This is a genomic window from Novosphingobium silvae (genome assembly GCF_009856825.1).
Classification (GTDB): Bacteria; Pseudomonadota; Alphaproteobacteria; order Sphingomonadales; family Sphingomonadaceae; genus Novosphingobium; species Novosphingobium silvae.
Genome location: NZ_WVTD01000011.1, coordinates 128,742 through 144,067 on the forward strand (window position 1 = coordinate 128,742; position 15,326 = coordinate 144,067).

Annotated in this window: 13 protein-coding genes and 1 pseudogene; 10 read left to right on the plus strand and 4 right to left on the minus strand. The window is 68.2% G+C overall.

Annotated elements, in window-relative coordinates:
- Positions 1-68 precede the first annotated feature (68 nt).
- From sdhC to GR702_RS22345, 8 genes and pseudogenes are all read left to right on the plus strand, one after another.
- Entirely contained in the window at positions 69-464 is a 396-nt protein-coding gene (gene sdhC / locus GR702_RS14805; protein WP_160986664.1) for a succinate dehydrogenase, cytochrome b556 subunit, read from the plus strand.
- Between the two features lie 11 nt (positions 465-475).
- Entirely contained in the window at positions 476-862 is a 387-nt protein-coding gene (gene sdhD / locus GR702_RS14810; protein ID WP_160986665.1) for a succinate dehydrogenase, hydrophobic membrane anchor protein, read from the plus strand.
- Positions 862-2,670, plus strand: coding sequence for a succinate dehydrogenase flavoprotein subunit (sdhA, locus tag GR702_RS14815; protein ID WP_160986666.1), 1,809 nt, complete (start codon positions 862-864; stop codon positions 2,668-2,670). The genes sdhD and sdhA overlap by 1 nt, the downstream gene beginning before the upstream one ends.
- A gap of 174 nt (positions 2,671-2,844) precedes the next feature.
- Entirely contained in the window at positions 2,845-3,435 is a 591-nt protein-coding gene (locus tag GR702_RS14820) for an HdeD family acid-resistance protein (protein ID WP_160986667.1), read from the plus strand.
- Positions 3,436-3,510: 75 nt separating this feature from the next.
- On the plus strand, positions 3,511-3,924 hold the full coding sequence (locus GR702_RS14825) for a BlaI/MecI/CopY family transcriptional regulator (RefSeq protein WP_160986668.1): 414 nt from the start codon (positions 3,511-3,513) through the stop codon (positions 3,922-3,924).
- Positions 3,921-5,684 (plus strand): M56 family metallopeptidase, encoded by a 1,764-nt coding sequence (locus tag GR702_RS22575; RefSeq protein WP_160986669.1) that lies wholly within the window; start codon positions 3,921-3,923, stop codon positions 5,682-5,684. The genes GR702_RS14825 and GR702_RS22575 overlap by 4 nt, the downstream gene beginning before the upstream one ends.
- Positions 5,685-5,812: 128 nt before the next feature.
- Positions 5,813-6,820, plus strand: coding sequence for an inner membrane CreD family protein (locus GR702_RS14835; RefSeq protein ID WP_237449723.1), 1,008 nt, complete (start codon positions 5,813-5,815; stop codon positions 6,818-6,820).
- 12 nt (positions 6,821-6,832) lie between these two features.
- Positions 6,833-7,270 (plus strand): annotated as a pseudogene (locus tag GR702_RS22345) (inner membrane CreD family protein); the annotation flags it as partial.
- Positions 7,271-7,282: 12 nt separating this feature from the next.
- Here the strand turns inward: GR702_RS22345 and GR702_RS14840 are convergent.
- Both GR702_RS14840 and GR702_RS14845 read right to left on the minus strand, forming a co-directional pair.
- Positions 7,283-8,047: a Cif family virulence factor gene (locus GR702_RS14840; RefSeq protein ID WP_237449724.1), complete on the minus strand. Its 765-nt coding sequence runs from the start codon at positions 8,045-8,047 to the stop codon at positions 7,283-7,285.
- A 121-nt stretch (positions 8,048-8,168) separates the two neighbouring features.
- On the minus strand, positions 8,169-9,491 hold the full coding sequence (locus GR702_RS14845; RefSeq protein WP_160986670.1) for an ATP-binding protein: 1,323 nt from the start codon (positions 9,489-9,491) through the stop codon (positions 8,169-8,171).
- A gap of 369 nt (positions 9,492-9,860) precedes the next feature.
- Here GR702_RS14845 and GR702_RS14850 point away from each other — a divergent pair, with 369 nt between their 5' ends.
- Together GR702_RS14850 and GR702_RS14855 are read left to right on the plus strand one after the other, a co-directional pair.
- Complete coding sequence (locus GR702_RS14850; RefSeq protein ID WP_237449725.1) at positions 9,861-10,913, plus strand: NADP-dependent oxidoreductase; 1,053 nt, start codon at positions 9,861-9,863, stop codon at positions 10,911-10,913.
- A 39-nt stretch (positions 10,914-10,952) separates the two neighbouring features.
- Entirely contained in the window at positions 10,953-11,447 is a 495-nt protein-coding gene (locus GR702_RS14855) for a nuclear transport factor 2 family protein (RefSeq protein ID WP_337192615.1), read from the plus strand.
- Between the two features lie 23 nt (positions 11,448-11,470).
- Here GR702_RS14855 and GR702_RS14860 read toward each other — a convergent pair whose 3' ends face one another.
- Positions 11,471-11,989, minus strand: a complete 519-nt coding sequence (locus GR702_RS14860) for a DUF6438 domain-containing protein (protein WP_237449726.1) — start codon at positions 11,987-11,989, stop codon at positions 11,471-11,473.
- 6 nt (positions 11,990-11,995) lie between these two features.
- On the minus strand, positions 11,996-15,223 hold the full coding sequence (locus GR702_RS14865; protein WP_202408288.1) for an autotransporter outer membrane beta-barrel domain-containing protein: 3,228 nt from the start codon (positions 15,221-15,223) through the stop codon (positions 11,996-11,998).
- Positions 15,224-15,326: the final 103 nt, after the last annotated feature.

Genomic DNA, 15,326 nt, shown 5'->3' on the forward strand with positions numbered 1-15,326 from the left:
ATTTTGTCTAAGGGGCATGGTCGAGGGCAGCTTGTTGCGCTGCCGCAGGCAAGGGATTCGTGAGAGCCATGGCAAACGCCGGGACCAAAAACCGTCCGCTTTCGCCGCACCTCCAGATCTGGAAGTGGGGCCCGCACATGTTCGTGTCGATCCTGCATCGCGTCACCGGCGACGGCATGGCCTTCGCAGGTCTGGGCGTGCTGCTGTGGTGGCTGGGTGCTCTCGCCGGAGGGCCCGCGTCGTACGCGACCTTTCAGTGGGCGATGACCACGCCGATCGGCTACCTGGTGCTGGTGGGCATTTCTTGGGCGTTCTTCAGCCACATGTGCAGCGGGCTGCGTCACCTCGTGCTCGACACCGGTGCAGGCTACGAACTCAACACCAACAAGTCGTGGGCGCTGGTCTGCCCGATCGCGGGCGTCCTGCTCACCATCGCCTTCTGGGCGATCCTGCTGCTTCGCTGAGGTAAGGGAACATGGGTAACGGAACCTCCATCGGCCGCGTGCGCGGCCTCGGCTCGGCAAAGGGCGGCGTGCACCACTGGCTGCTGCAGCGCTTCACCGCGATCGGCAACTTGCTGACGGTGCTTTTCCTGGTCGTCTCGATCCTGCTGCTGCCTGACCTTTCCTACGGCACCGTGTCCGAATGGATCGCGCGGCCGGTGCCGGCCGTCGCCATCATCCTGCTGGTCCTCTCGACCTTCTGGCATGCGCGGCTGGGTCTGCAGGTCCTCGTGGAGGACTACGTCCACGAGCACGCCAACAAGTTCGCGGCGGTCGCCGCGCTGAACCTCGTCGCTTTCGCAGGACCGGCCTTCGCCGTGTTCTGCATCGTCCGCATCGCGCTGGGAGCTCACGCATAATGTCCGCGCCTGCCTACAAGATCATCGACCACGTCTACGACACCGTCGTCGTGGGGGCCGGGGGCTCGGGCCTTCGCGCCACCATGGGTGCGGCGGAAGCCGGCCTGAAAACCGCGTGCATCACCAAGGTCTTCCCCACCCGGTCGCACACCGTCGCGGCGCAGGGCGGCATCGCCGCCTCGCTGCAGAACAACTCGCCGGACCACTGGACCTGGCACATGTTCGACACCGTCAAGGGTTCGGACTGGCTGGGCGACCAGGACGCGATCGAGTACATGGTGCGCGAAGCGCCGCAGGCCGTTTACGAGCTGGAGCACGCGGGCGTTCCCTTCAGCCGCAACGCGGACGGCACGATCTACCAGCGTCCTTTCGGCGGCCACATGCAGAACATGGGCGAAGGCCCGCCGGTGCAGCGCACCTGCGCCGCTGCCGACCGTACCGGCCACGCCATGCTGCATGCGCTGTACCAGCAGTCGCTGAAGTACGCGGCGGACTTCTTCATCGAATACTTCGCGATCGACCTGATCATGGAGAACGGCCAGTGCCGCGGCGTGATCGCGCTGTGCATGGATGACGGCACGATCCACCGCTTCCGCTCGCAGGCCGTGGTGCTCGCAACCGGCGGCTACGGGCGCAGCTACTTCACTGCCACATCGGCCCACACCTGCACCGGCGATGGCGGCGGCATGGTGCTGCGCGCGGGCCTGCCGCTGCAGGACATGGAGTTCGTGCAGTTCCACCCGACCGGCATCTACGGCGCGGGCGTGCTCATCACCGAAGGTGCGCGCGGTGAAGGCGGCTACCTCACCAATTCCGAGGGCGAGCGCTTCATGGAACGCTACGCGCCTTCCGCGAAGGACCTTGCCAGCCGCGACGTCGTGTCGCGCTCGATGGCGATGGAAATCCGCGAAGGCCGCGGCGTCGGTCCGCACAAGGACCATATCTACCTGCACCTCGACCACATCGATCCCAAGGTGCTGGCAGAGCGTCTGCCGGGCATCACCGAAAGCGGCAAGATCTTCGCGGGCGTAGACCTGACCCGCCAGCCGCTGCCCGTGGTGCCGACCGTCCACTACAACATGGGCGGCATCCCGACGAACTACCACGGCGAAGTCATGACCATCGGTGCCGACGGCAATCCCGAGACTGTCGTCCCGGGCCTGTTCGCGGTCGGCGAGGCGGCGTGCGTCTCGGTGCACGGCGCGAACCGCCTGGGATCGAACTCGCTGATCGACCTCGTGGTGTTCGGCCGTGCAACCGGCCATCGCCTCAAGGAACTGCTGGTGCCGCAAGGCAAGCAGCCCGAACTGCCCAAGGACTCGGCGGATCTCGCGCTCACCCGGCTCGACCACTTCCGCAATGCCAAGGGCGGCTCGCCCACGGCGGAAGTGCGTACCGAGATGCAGCGCACGATGTCGCTCCACGCGGCGGTGTTCCGCACCGACGAGCTCATGGTCGAGGGCAAGGAAAAGCTCGCCCGTACCTACGAGCGCATGCAGGACATCCACGTCTCCGATCGCGGCCTGATCTGGAATTCCGACCTTGTCGAGACGATGGAGCTGGACAACCTGATCTCGCAGGCGACCGTCACGCTGCACGGCGCGCAGAACCGCAAGGAAAGCCGCGGCGCCCACGCGCACGAGGATTTCCCCAAGCGCGACGACGAGAACTGGATGAAGCACACGGCGGCGTGGTTCAACGGCTGGGGCGGCAAGGGCGGCGAAGTCCGTCTCGATTACCGGCCCGTCCACGAGTACACGCTCACCGACGATGTCGAATACATCAAGCCCAAGGCCCGCGTCTACTGAGACGCAGCGCTTCGGCATCGTGAGACAGAGGAGGGCGGCACCCGCAAGGGAGCCGCCCTTTCGTTTTGGCGAAGTTTTTTTTGTCGGACCTTTCGTTTGGCGCTCGCCGCAACCCGTCGCCATCCGGTGCATTCCTGTCGGCAGGACGCTCCCAGCCGAAAAGGACAGCTTGCGATGGAACGCACCGAACTCGATCCACTGCTCGAGCCGCACGTCGAGCACGATCCGCTCGTACGCTCGATGAGGAAGGCCCCCGGCAATCCGTGGGGCTGGGTGCTTGCTTACGGCATCCTGCTTCTGATCGTAGCGCTTGTGGTGCTGGTGAATCCGTTGGTAGCCGGTGTCGCCACGGGCCTGCTGCTCGGCGTCGTTCTGGTCGTCTACGGGGTGGCCGCCATTGCGAGCGGCTGGACCGCGCTGTCGAGCCGGGCACGCTGGACCGAGGTGTTGCTGGGGGTGCTTGCGCTGATCGCGGGCATTTTCGCGATCGTCAATCCGGTGGCAGGCGCACTCTCGCTGGTCTGGGCGATCGGGGTCTGGCTCGTCGTCTCTGGCATTCTCCAGATATCCTTCGCGCTCAAGGGGCGCCATGATCGCGGCTGGCGCCTGTTCCTGGGCGCGCTCGACGTAATCCTGGGCCTCATCCTGGTCTTTGCCGGCCCTGCACCGAGCCTTGCGTTTCTGGCCGTCATCGTTGCGGTAAGCCTAACGGTGCGCGGCGTGTTCCTCATCATGCTGGCGATGAGCCTGAAGAAGCTCGCCTGACGCTTCCGCCGCCATTCACTCGCCGTTCATGTTTACAGACGTAGTCGATTACGCATGTAAACGGTTGAGGGTGACATGGCGGGCGACTCCGGAAATGACGAGGCGGCACAGCCCGGGCGCGGCGCGCCGGAGATCTCGGGCGCCGAACATGCGGTGATGGAGGCGCTGTGGCAACGCAGCCCGCTTACCGCGCAGGAGGTGTGCGAGGAAGTCTGCGGGCCACGCGGATGGAGCCTCGCCACTGTCAAGACCCTGCTTTCGCGGCTGGTCGCCAAGCAGGCGGTCGAAACCGAACCCGACGGCAAGCGCTTCCTCTATTCTCCCCGCATGGATCGTTCCGACTATGTCGGCACCGAAAGCCGCCGCCTGATGGACCGCCTGTTCGGCGGCCGGGCGGCGCCGCTCTTCGCGCATCTGGCGCAGAGCGAAGCCCTCACCGAAGATGACATCGTCGAGATCGAAGCCCTTCTGAAGGAGCTCAAGTCATGATCGAGTGGCTGACCGACACCCTCTTTGTCACCGGCGCGCTGATGGCGCTGGTGCTCGTCGCCCGCAGGCCTGTGGCGCGGTGGTTCGGGCCGGGCGCGGCCTATGCCTTGTGGGCGCTGCCGATGATCCGGCTGGTTCTGCCTCCCCTGGCGTTGCCGCGCGGGCTGCTCCCGCAGGTCGACCTCGGCCCCGATCCGCTGGGGATACTTGCCTCCGGCGACGCGACAGCGCCGACGGCAGCCTACACGGACGCGGTCCCGCTAACCGTGGAAGCTGCCGCCGCTCTCTCGCCCTTCGAAGCCGCGGGGGCGCTTCCGGGATCGGCGACGATGGAGCCGGGCTTCATCGAGCAGGTGCCATGGACCACCCTGGCGCTGAGCCTGTGGCTTGGCGGCGCGGTGCTCTTCCTCCTCTGGCGGACCGTCACCTATCGCTGGATGCGTCGCGATCTGCTGGAGGGTGCCCGCCTCGTCGCGCGTTCGAGCACGGTGCGCATCGTCGAGAGCCCCGCCATCAATGCCCCGCTGGCCTTCGGCGTGCGTGACAAGGTGATCGCGCTGCCCCGGGGCTTTCTGGCGAATGAGGATTCGGAGACATCCGACTTCGCGATCGCTCACGAGATGGAGCACCACGCCGGGGGCGACCTGCTGGCACTGATCGCGATGCAGCCGCTTTTCGCGCTTCACTGGTTCAATCCGGTCGCCTGGGCAGGCTGGCGCGCTCTTCGGCAGGACCAGGAAGCAGCCTGCGATGCGCGCGTCATGGCAGGGCGCAGCCGTGCAGAGCGTGCGCGCTACGGCGAACTCATCGCCTCGCTGGCGGGCGGCACGCGGCTAGGGCTTGCGGCACCGATGGCCGGCCCGCTTTCGGGCGACAAGCCGATCATCCACCGCCTGAAGTCGCTGGCCCGCAAGGACGTGAGCCCGGCCCGACGCGTGCTTGCGCGCAGCCTGTTCGCGCTGGCGATCGTCACCGTGCCTGCCACGGCGACGGCAAGCTATGCCGCCCTGGACGAGGCCGAGGCCCCGGAACCGACTGCGCCCACAGCCGCGCCGGAAGTACTCACTGAGGCCGAGATTCCCGCTGTTCCGCAAGCTCTCCCCCGCCCGGAAGCGCGCATCGTGCCAGAGAGTGCCCACAACGACGCCTGGCAGGCTCCGGCCGCCGCCGCCGTGCCTGCGCCCGCCGCCGTGTCGGAGCCGGCCACTCCCCCCGCACCGCCAGCGCCGAGCGTTGCCGCGACACTGGAGCGCGTGGCGCTGCGCGAGAGCCAGGCGGCAGCCCAGGATGCCGAGCACCGTGCGGCACAGGCTCACTGGCGTGCGGCGGAAGCCCAGGACCGCGCCTCCGAGGCGCAGCGCCGGGCGGCAGCGGCTCGCCTGCGCGCCGATGCGGCACTCGCCCGCGCGCCCAGAGTGGAACAGACCGTTTCAGCGGACGGCAATCGCCGCACGATCAGCATCGTTCGCAGGGAAGGCGCGGGCGGAGGCGTGGTGGAACAGCGCATGGTGCTCGACGCGGACTGCCCCGCCGATGCCCACCGCCACGAGATGCGGTCCGGCCGCGATGGTGCGAACAGCATCACGGTGATCTGCACCGGTACGCCCAGGGCTGCCCGCGAAGCCGTTCGCGAGGCTGCGCGCAGCGCCCGTGCCTCGATAGCGGCCGATCGAGCCCTGAATGCGCAAGTGAGGGCGCAGGTCCTCTCCAGCCTCAACCATGAAATGCATGAGGCCACCGCGGAGGCTGGCGGTATCTGACCGCCGAGTATCCAGTACAGGCGGGCCGTTGCCAGCGCAGCGGCCCGCATCGGCGTGCCCGGAAAGGGTGTGGCGTGTCGGCCAGCGGTCGTGCATGCTGGCGGCGACTTTGAGGAGAAGGACGGTCCATGGAACATGACGAGGCACCTCGGCGGGAACGCTCGCCGGGCATCAAGCTGCTCTTCGTGGGGCTTGTCGCCCTTGTTCTCATGGTTCCGCTGCTGCTCGTCTATGCCCTGGTCTACGATCGCCAGGACCAGTCACGCACGGCGCAGGAGGCGATCAACGCCGGCTGGGGCGGAGCGCAGGTGCTGTCGGGTCCGGTCGTGGTCGTGCCGTTCCGCACGACGCGGGTCCAGAACGAGACGGTGGACGGCAAGGCCGTGACCCGGGTGGTGGAGGTGGAGAAGCTGCTCTACATCTCTCCCGTCAGGAATAGGCTGAGCACTCGCATCGACCCGCAGGAACGTCGCAAGTCCATCTATCGGTCGGTCCTGTTCACCGCGGCTGCCAAGGGCACGGCGACTTTCCTGCTGCCCGCCGACATCGAGCGCTTCGGCGTCACTCGCGAGCGGCTGATGTGGGACCGCGCGGAAGTGCGCGTGGGCGCGTCGGACGCGCGGGGACTGACTGCGGGCGGCACGATCGTGGCGGACGGGCGGGCGCTGGAGGTGCAGCCCGGCAAGGGGCCTGCCGCTTCGGGCGGGCAGGGCTTCTTCGCCTTCCTCCCCTGGGATGGCCAGGGCCGCTTGCGGATCGATTATGCGCTCGACGTGCGCGGCAGCGGAGGCATCAGCCTCGTCCCGCGCGGCGGGCATACCCAATGGGATGTCAAATCCAGCTGGGTGAACCCGAGCTTTTCCGGCTCGTTCCTGCCGGACGAACCGCAGGTTTCCGATGCGGGGTTCTCCGCCAGCTACACGATCGACAAGCTGGCGCTGGGTCAGCCGCCGGTGGCGATGGAAGATGTCGGCGCGCCGACCGCTTCGGGCGATGGCAGCTTGCGCGTGGAGCAGCCCGTCATCACGCCCGCTTCTTCCGCAGGCAACGGCGCGGCGGGCGGCGCGGACGAAGTGATCGGCGCTGCGGGCCACGCCATCACTGTGGACCTGATCGAGCCGGTGAACCTTTATTAGAAGGTCGACCGCTCGGTGAAGTACGGCTTCCTGTTCATCGGCTTCACCTTCCTCGCCTTCCTGTTGTTCGACGTCGTGGGCGGGGCGCGGGTGGCTGCGGCGGAGTATCTGCTGACGGGATCCGGGCTGGTGCTGTTCTTCGCGCTGCTTCTGGCATTCGCCGAGGTGGTGGGCTTCACCCTGGCGTACCTGCTGGCGAGCGCGGCGGTCATCGGGCTTCTGACCGCGTACAGCGCCGCCGTGCTCAAGAGCTGGAAACGCGCCCGGTTCATCGGCGCGCTGCTGGTCGGGCTCTATGCGCTGCTGTTCGTGCTGCTCAACCTCGAGGCGTGGTCGCTGCTGATCGGCTCGGTCTTGCTCTTCGCCGCGCTGGCCGGGGTCATGTACGCGACGCGCAACGTGGACTGGGGAGCCGTGGCGCGGACGCGGACCGCGCCCGCCACCACGTAGTTCTGCGCGCGATCAGCTCGCTTTCAACCGGGCCGACGCGATGTGCCACCCCTGCGAGCGGCCCATGCCGGGGCTGATCTGCCGCAGCGTGTAGACGCCCTTGAAGCGCTGGCGGCGTCCGTCGTCCAGCTCGGCGTCGACCGTCACCGGAACCGTGGCATAGAGCGACCCGGCAGCGCCCTCGATATCGGACACCTGGCCGATCTCGACGTGCGTCCGCCGGGTGTGGCGGTAGCCAGCGGCGAACTGGTCCAGCGTCTGGGTTGGGCTGCCTTCCGGTCCCCACAGTGACCACGCGGCCGCGTAATCGCTGGCGTTGACTGCTGCGTAGAACCGCCGGACAAGGTCGGCTGCGGCCTCACGGCTGGCGGGCGCGAACTCGCATTCGGGAGTGTCGGCGGCGTCCTGCCCCAACAGCGCGCACCCGCGGGCCACTTCGTTGCGGATCATCGCGCACGAGTTGGCGGCATTGCACGGCGGCCGGGTTGCGGGAGAGACCGCGCGGCACTGCGCCACAAGCCGGCGCGCGGCGGCCTCGCCGATGTCGGCCGCGCAGGATATCGGCTGCCGGGGCTCGGGAGACGATAGGGGGGCATAACCATTCTCGGTGGGAGACGCGCTGGCAGGTGAGGGCGGCGAAACGGGAGGCGTGCTAGCGGTGGAGGAGGTAGCCTCCACGCCCTGCGGTGCCGTTTCGCTTTCGGAGCCGCCGCAGCCTGCGGCAACGAGCGTAAGCATGCCGAGCAGCGGCAGCGTCATCCAGCGGGCAGTCTTCATCGGCGATCCCCGTGCAATTGCAGTCGGCAAGGCAACGGCGGGCCGGGCAGGGGTGTTCCCCCGCGATCGGGCGATCGGGCGATCGGGCGATCGGACGAGCGGGGCGCCGGTGCGGCGAAGCTCAGGTCAGGGCCGGGCGGGGATGACCGTCGGCAGGCTCTGGAACCCTCAGCCGCGCGATAAGGCCCCCTTGAGGAGACGTGTCGAAGGAAAGTCTGCCATCGAAACGCATCATCAGGCGATGCGCGGTAGGAATGCCGAGCCCGAACCCCTTGGTGTCTCGCGCGCGGGCGGCATCGATGCGGAAGAACGGGTCGAGGATCGCTTCGAAGTAGCACGAGGGGATACCCGGACCCGAATCGGCCACTTCGATGCACCAGTGCCCGTCCACGTGCCGGATCGAGATGCGGGCCTCGGTCCCGAACTGGATCGCGTTCTCGACCAGCGCCTGCAGCGCCAGTGACAGCGGCTCGCGGAACGTGCGCACCCACGCCGGGCCTTGGGCAGAGATGCGCGCCCTCTCGCCATAAGTCGCGAGGACCTCGCGCACCAGTTCGCCAAGCTCCAGCTCCTCGGGCTCGGCGGCGAGGTGCTGCGCGCGCAGGAACCGCTGGAGCGAGGCGAGCAGCGCTTCCATCTCGTCCACGCTGGCAAGGATCACCTCGCCCAGTTCGGGGTCGTCGATGAGTTCGGCAGCCACTTTCTGGCGTGAAAGGGGCGTGCGAAGATCGTGGCTGATGGCCTCGAAGGAACGGGCCTGATCCTGCAGCAGGCGGGCAATCCGCTCCTGCATGACGTTCATCGAGTGTGCCAGCTTGCGAAGGTCGGGCGAGCCGCCCTCGTGGATGGTCACCTGCCGGCCCTGGCCGATGGCGTCGGCGGCATCGCTCATCCGGCGCAGCGGCCGGGTCAGGATGTGCAACGCGGCAAGGCCGATGCCGAGGCAGGCAAGCGAGGTCGCCAGCGTCAGCACCGTGGCACGCAGGGCCACCGGCCACATCGCGTTCATGTCGCGCGAACGGAAGTTCAGCCAGTGCCCGTCGCCGAGCCGGATCGAGCCCACCAGATCGCGCTTGCCGTGGTTCACCCGCCGCACCGCAAGATGCAGCGCGCGCCCGCCGAGCGAGGGTTCCCATTCGACGATGCGCCGGGCGATCGCCTTCAGTGTCTCGGTCGTTTCGGGGCCTGTCACGCTGGGCGCGTCAGCCACGGCGGCGGCAAGGTGGCGGGTGCTCATGGTCGGAGCGGTCAGCTGCGGATCGAGCGCATGGATGCGGTCGCTCACCACCAGCATCTCGGCGACGCGGCGCGCATGGTCTTCGCTCAGCGTCTGCCGGTCGATCGACTGGTAGAAGACGAGACTGGCGGCAAGCTGCATCACGCCCAGGAGCATGAAGACGATTGCAACATAGACCGCGAAGCGCGGCGCGAAAGGTCGAGCCACTTCCTGATCCTCTCTCCTGGCGCCCTGCTCCTGCGACACGGCGCCGCCCTGCTGCAATCTGCGCTCCCACCCGGACCCGGCCTCGTCAACCGGCGCGGCACGGCAGCAACGATTTGATACGCAAACAGTCGGATACGCAATGTCACGGCGCTGCGCGGTCGATACATTCAGGGCGAGGAGGAGGGCTGGATACCTGTTCAATCTGACAGGCACCGGGCCGCGCCTGTCCGGCTAGCCTTGTCTCGTGGCAAGCACCGGCGCTGCCGACTCGCCAGGCGCGGCGGGCAGGAGCGCCGGATTTTCAAAGAGCGGGCACTGGCCGCTCGCGATAGGGCCGCAAGAACAAGAACCGCCGGGAGAGACAGGATGATGAACCGCCGCATAGTTCTTGAGTCGCGGCCCGTCGGCGTGCCGGACGCCGCGAACTTCCGCGTCGAGGAAGTCGCGCTGCCGGAAATCGGCGAAGGGCAGGTGCTGCTGGAGAACCGCGTCTTCGCGATCGATCCGGCGGTGCGGGGCATGCTCGACGATGTGAAAAGCTATATGCCGCCCGTTCCACTCGGCGGGCTGATCCCGACGATGGTGCTCGGCCGCGTCGTCCAGTCCCGCAATCCGGACTTTCGCGAAGGCGATTATGGCCGCGCGTTCATCGGCTGGGAGACGCATTCGGTCATCTCTCCGGGCAGCGTCGGCTTCGAGAACGTGCGCGTGGCCGAAGACCTGCCGCTCACCGCCTATATGGGCGCGTGCGGCTGGTCGGGCATCACCGCCTATGTGGGGCTCAAGCGCTACGGAGAAATGCGGAGGGGGGACGAGGTGCTGATGAGCGCGGCGGCCGGAGCCGTGGGCTCGGTCGCGGGGCAGGTCGCCCGGCTTTCCGGATGCCGCGTGGTGGGCACGGTGGGGTCGGCGGAGAAAGCGCGCCACATCGTCGAGGACCTCGGTATGGATGCCGCCATCAACTACCGCGAAAGCGACGACCTCGACGCCGAGATCGTCCGCCACTTTCCCGAAGGCGTGGACCTCTACTTCGACAACGTGGGCGGCGTCATGCTCGACACCGTGCTGCCGCGCATGAAGGCTTTCGGACGCATCCCCGTCTGCGGGATGATCGCCAACTACAACCACCAAGCGGACCCCTATCCCATCCGCAACATGTGGCAGGTCCTGGTCAACCGCATCACCATGCGCGGCTTCCTGGCCTATGAGGCGGCCGACATGGTGCACGAGGCGGAGGAGGCGCTGGCGGGCTGGGTGCGATCGGGCGAGCTCGTCGCGACGGAGAACGTCTCGACCGGGCTCGAGGCGACGCCGGGCGCTTTCATCCGCCTGATGTCGGGTGAGACGACCGGAAAGACGCTGGTCCGCCTTGACGAGACAGTGTCCACCCTTGCCGACTGGAAGGTGCCCGCCCATGCCTGATGCCGCGTTCGACACATCTGCTGGGCCCCGCTGGACGGCGTGCTCGGTGACCTGCTTTCGCGGGCCACTCTGGGTGATCTGCTGGCGCAGTACGCCAACCTGCTCGACTGGCTCGACTGGGAGCGGCTGGATGCGGTGTTCTGGCCCGAAGCCCTGTTCGACTTCGGCATGTTCAAGGGCGACTTCGCTGCATACCGGACTTTCGTGGCGCAGCTCGAGGAAGGCTATTCGCGGCGCCTCCACATGTTCGGCATCCCTTCGATCACACTGTCGGGGGAGCGGGCGCGGATCGACGCGACCTCGGTGATCGTCTGCCGCACGGACGCGCCCGCCCCGGGCATCGACGACATGTTCTGGGGCCGCTACCTGTTCGATGCGGAGCGGCGAGGCGGCGAATGGCGGCTTTCCGGCCTCACGTATGTGCTCAACCTGTTCGACCACCGCGAACGCCAGGCCGACGATCGCGGCGGACCGATGACGTTCGGCGACGGCCTCTCTCCGCTCCATCCCCTGGCGGCGCGACAACGGCGGTAGCGCTGCGCCGCCAGGAGTGGGGGTCAGCCGCGGGTGTCTCCCGGCCAGGTCTTCTGCGCCGCCCAGCCATCCACGCCGAGGCGGCGCAACTGCTCGTCCACCGTGCGTTCCACCTGCGCGGCCCCCGCGTCGCGGCAGCCCATCCGATGGGTGAGCGCGGTGCGGGTGCCGTCGGCCGAGATCCACTCGACCGTAAGGCTGGACATGTCGGTGGCGGCGCCGGGGCAGGGGACTGCCCGCTCGGTGCCTGTCGCGGGGCGCACCGGCGCGAGCGCCCGCCGCACCGCCTCGTAGGCGTCACGCCCGGCGGAATGCGAGCGTGGGCCGAGGACGGCGGTATGCCGCTCGCCCTCGAAATCGACCCGCCCGGCCGGGGTCACCGCGATACGGTAGACCGGGCAGAAGCCGAAGCACGGCCCGCGCGAAATGCGAATCTCTTCGCGCGGACGGGCCTGTCCGATGGCACCGGGCTGCATGCGGGGGGTGCAGCATAACAGCAGCCCGGTGCCCAGGACGATGGCGCAAAGGGTCAGTGCGCGCATCGTCCCTTACCAGCCGATGGAGACCGAGCCACGCAGGGCCAGATCGACCCGTCCGTGACGGTCTTCCGCCGAGACTTCGCCGCCCATCGTGAAGCCCGCCGAGCCGCCGATGGCGCGCACGCGCGCGAACCAGCCGCTCGATGCGTCGTCGCCGGTGACGGTGAATGTATCGCCGTCCCCGAAGCGCGCAGTCGTGGCGCCAAGGCCGCCCTGGACGATCTCGCGCCAGCCGCCTTCGGTTTCCATGCGGAACCAGTTTTCGTCCCGCGCCCGCATGCCGAGGAAGTCGACGCCTAGGGTCAGGCTGGGGTTGACCGCCAGTTCGTCGCTGGTGCGTGCGTCTACCGTGAGGTTCAGCTTCTCGCCGCCGGTCTCGGTGTAGCCGTCTTCCTTGAGGCGCACGTAGTCGACCGTGACGCCGGGACGGAAGAAGAAGAACTGCGTGCCGCCCTCGAACGCGACGCCGCCCGCGGCGGTCACGAAGTTGCCGTCCCACTTGGCGTCCATCGTGCGGCGCACGGCTTCGGTGCCGACCTGGCCTGCGAAGTTGCGCTCGCCTTCGAAGTCGGCCTTGCCGAACGAGCCCCGGGCGAACGTGCTGAGCGGGCCGAACTTGGCGCGCCAGTGCGCCGCCAGCTCGAAGCCGCTCGAGTCGACTTCGGAGGCCGAGCCGTTCTTGTGATTGTTCCACAGGTAGGCGACCGTGCCGCCAAACCGGCCGAACTTGGTCTCGTATTCGCCGGTCGCAGACCAGGCGTAGCCGTTCAGCTTGTATGCGGCGCTTTGCCCGGCTTTCCGGTCGCTGCCCCACACCGCCATGTTGAGCGAAGTGGTGAAGCGGCCGCTGCGGGCGATGGGGCCTTGCGGGTCCTGCATCTGGCGGGCCAGCGCACGGGTGCCGAGGCTGATGCCTTCGAAGGCGCCGCCCGCATGGTCGGGCAGAAGCTGGCCGACGGCGGCGCGGAAGTCTTCGCCGTTGGTGATGCCCAGGAACACGTCCTCCACCTTCTCGTCGGTGCCGAGCATGTCGAACACGGCATCGTAGGCGGCCGCCCCGGAGCGGTTGAGCCCCAGTTCACTGACGGTGCGACGCGACACGTCGACGACGATGGTGTCGGCGGCGGCCTCCTTGTCCAGTTCGGCCTTGAACATGAAGGGCACGAGGTCGCTCGCGGTGGCCAGCTTGTCGCGGCCCGTGAGGCTGCCTGCCGTCAACACCTGGTAGCTGCCCACGGCGGTCGACACGTCGGCCAAACGGATGGCGAGCTTGGCGCCGTCCGCGAAGCTGGCATTGCCCGAGATGGTGTAGGCGGAGCCCGCGCCGGCGGTCTTGTCCAGCGTCACCAGGACGACGCCGGTCGCGCCCACGCTGAGCGATGCCATGGAGGAGGGCCTGTTGATGTCGAGCACGCCGCCCGCGACGTTCACGGCAAGGTTCGCGGAATTGGCGATGGCGCCGCTGAAGCGCGCGGTGCCCGCAAGGTTCAGCACGTCGGCGCCGCCCCCGAAGTCCATCGTGCCCGCATAGATGCTGCTGCCCGCCAGCGAGACGGTGTCGTTGCCACCGCCGAAGGCGACATTGCCCGACTGCGCCGCATCGCCGGAAAGCCCGAGCGTATTGGAGCCGCCGCCGAACGCAACGTTGCCAGCCAGCGTGCCGTCGGCCAGTTCGAGGATGTCGTTCCCGCCGCCGAGGCGCACGTCGCCCACGATCGAGGGCGCGGTCGCGCCCGAAGCCACGGCGGTCTGCCGGATCGTGGCGCCGCCGATAGCGCCGGAGAGGTCGATCGCGATGTTGCGGCCATCGCCCTTCGCGCCGCTGGCCGAGATGGTGCCCGCGTTCTCCACCAGATCGAGCGTTCCGCTCGCATCGACGATGGCGATGGCCGAACCCTTTTCACCCGCCGTGGCCTTGATCGTGCCGCTGTTCTTCAGGGTGAGGAGATTGCTGCCTGCATCCACGCGCACGGCGGTGGCGAGAGCGCTCTCGGTGTTGCCTGCCGCTGCGGAGATCGTGCCGGTGTTCTGCAGCAGCGGGGTCGTGGCGCCTGCACCCATGCGCAGCGCCGTGGCGCTCGCGCCGTTCGAGGTGGCGACGACCGAGCCGGAGACGCCGATGCCGTTGGCGATCGTCACGTCGCCCCCGCGTCCGCCAACGACCAGGCCGTTGGCGTTCACGCCCGAGTAGACGCCCAGACCTTCGACGGAACCCTCGATGATGAGGCCGAACTTGCTGCCGGTGTTCGCGACAGGGCCGATGGTCACCGCGCGGTCGGCGGCGCCGACCTGCATTGCGGCTGCGGAGCCGTAGGAGACGACGCGCGCATTGCCCTCCTTGGCGTCCTCGATGCCGTCGGCATCCGAATCGGGCTTGTCGGCGACGGCGGCGGGTGCCCTGGCGAGGACGATGCCGCCGGTCACATTCCCTTCGACGATGAGCGCGGAGCCGCCCTGGAGCAGGTCGTCGGCGTCGAGCTTGGTGGCGTCGGACGGGGCGGTGGGGTAGCGGTATCCGGTCGCCGCGACAGTGCCCTGCACGACCATGGCGCCGTTTACGTCGCCTGCGAAGCGCGCGCCGATGGCGTCCTTGCCCTGAACGGAGACGGTGCCCGCCAGGCGCACGTTGCCGTCGATCCCCTGCGCCGCGACGCCGACCACGCGGTCGCCAAGGACATTGGTGGTGCCGTCATGGGTGAAGGCGCCGGTCAGCTTGCCGCCAAGCGCGATGCCTGCCGAATCGTTGCCCTCCACCGTGATCGTGCCGCCCTGCGTCAGCTTGCCGGTGTGGTCGCCCTGCGTGCGGATGCCGATCCGGTTGGAGCCGAGCGCGAAGGGGCCGTCGAGGTCGCCGTCCTTGTCGGTGTCGGTGGGAGCATAGGGTTCGTCCAGCGTGATCGTGCCGGTGTTGACGATGTCGCCGCTGACACCTGCCGCTGAATCGATGCCGATCGCCCCGTTCGCATTGGTGATGACGAGCGCGCCGCCGTTCGCGACCGAGTGATTGCTGTCCTGGGTGATCGCGGTGCCCGCCGTCAGCGTGACGCCGCCGTCCTTGGTGACGTTGATGGCATCGGCCGCGCCGTTCCGGATCGTGGAAGTGCGGATGGGCGCGGTGCGCTTGTTCGTCACGTCCTCGGCATGGGCGGCGGTGGAAATGGCCAGCACGGCCGTGGTGGCAAGCAGGGTCTTGGGCAGGGTCCTGGAAAGCGTCTTGGCAGGCAGGTAGCGAGGCATCGTCGTCCCTTCAGGTCGGTAATGACCATCAGACGGAGACCTTGGCGGGCAGCCTTGAAATATTTTTTCGCTCGCCGGGAACCCCGGGAGAGCCGGGGCCTCA

Bases quoted from the DNA above. Each gene is read 5' to 3' on its own strand.
- sdhC (WP_160986664.1), top strand. From the start codon at position 69: ATGGCAAACGCCGGGACCAAAAACCGTCCGCTTTCGCCGCACCTCCAG.
- sdhD (WP_160986665.1), top strand. From the start codon at position 476: ATGGGTAACGGAACCTCCATCGGCCGCGTGCGCGGCCTCGGCTCGGCA.
- sdhA (WP_160986666.1), top strand. From the start codon at position 862: ATGTCCGCGCCTGCCTACAAGATCATCGACCACGTCTACGACACCGTC.
- GR702_RS14820 (WP_160986667.1), top strand. From the start codon at position 2,845: ATGGAACGCACCGAACTCGATCCACTGCTCGAGCCGCACGTCGAGCAC.
- GR702_RS14825 (WP_160986668.1), top strand. From the start codon at position 3,511: ATGGCGGGCGACTCCGGAAATGACGAGGCGGCACAGCCCGGGCGCGGC.
- GR702_RS22575 (WP_160986669.1), top strand. From the start codon at position 3,921: ATGATCGAGTGGCTGACCGACACCCTCTTTGTCACCGGCGCGCTGATG.
- GR702_RS14835 (WP_237449723.1), top strand. From the start codon at position 5,813: ATGGAACATGACGAGGCACCTCGGCGGGAACGCTCGCCGGGCATCAAG.
- GR702_RS14840 (WP_237449724.1), bottom strand. From the start codon at position 8,047: ATGAAGACTGCCCGCTGGATGACGCTGCCGCTGCTCGGCATGCTTACG.
- GR702_RS14850 (WP_237449725.1), top strand. From the start codon at position 9,861: ATGAACCGCCGCATAGTTCTTGAGTCGCGGCCCGTCGGCGTGCCGGAC.
- GR702_RS14860 (WP_237449726.1), bottom strand. From the start codon at position 11,989: ATGCGCGCACTGACCCTTTGCGCCATCGTCCTGGGCACCGGGCTGCTG.
- GR702_RS14865 (WP_202408288.1), bottom strand. From the start codon at position 15,223: ATGCCTCGCTACCTGCCTGCCAAGACGCTTTCCAGGACCCTGCCCAAG.